Source organism: Paraburkholderia sp. 2C (assembly GCF_054589215.1).
The window spans coordinates 1-714 of sequence record NZ_BAAILL010000001.1 but is presented as its reverse complement, the minus strand read 5'-3'; the positions used below and the strand labels follow the sequence as shown (position 1 = coordinate 714).

Here is a 714-nt window from a genome sequence, read left to right as displayed (position 1 = left end):
TCTGCGCGACGTCGAGTTTCGCCGCGATGCGCGGGGCGATGTTCTTGCCGTATGCCGTTGCGGGCGCAACGATGTGCGTGTAGTGCTTCGCCGCATGCACAAGCGCGAGGACCGTCGCTTCGACGTTTTCCGCCAGGCCTTCGGCCAGTTGCGGCGCATCGGCGAGCAGGACCCTGGCGATGCCTGCGACTTTCGATGCGGCTTCGGCTGCGCCCTGTGCGTTGTGGCCTGCCACCAGCAGGTGAATGTCACCGCCGATCTTCTGCGCGGCCGCGACGGTGTTCAGCGTCGCCGCCTTCAGCGACTGATTGTCATGTTCAGCAATTACCAGCGTCGTCATCTCGTGTGTCTCCGTCCGCTTACAGCACCTTGGCTTCGTTCTTCAGCTTCTCGACCAGCGTCTTCACATCCGGCACCTTCACGCCGGCGCTGCGTCCGGCCGGTTCGGTGACCTTCAGCGTCTTCAGACGCGGCTTGACGTCGACGCCGAGGTCTTCAGGCTTGAGCGTCTCGAGCGGCTTCTTCTTCGCCTTCATGATGTTGGGCAGTGTCACGTAGCGCGGCTCGTTCAGGCGCAGATCGGTCGTGACCACCGCGGGCAGCTTCAGCGTGAGCGTTTCGGCGCCGCCGTCGACTTCTCGCGCAACCGTGGCCTTGCCGTCGGCGATCGTCACCTTCGACGCGAAGGTCGCCTGCGGCAGGTCCGCGAGTGCG

At 64.7% G+C, this 714-nt stretch carries 1 protein-coding gene and 1 pseudogene; both read right to left on the bottom strand.

What is annotated here, in order from left to right; translation table 11 throughout:
* Positions 1–340 (bottom strand): annotated as a pseudogene (locus ACYPXD_RS00010) (electron transfer flavoprotein subunit alpha/FixB family protein); the annotation flags it as partial.
* A gap of 19 nt (positions 341–359) precedes the next feature.
* A partial coding sequence (locus tag ACYPXD_RS00005; protein WP_459706076.1) for an electron transfer flavoprotein subunit beta/FixA family protein occupies positions 360–714 on the bottom strand: 355 nt, incomplete at its 5' end.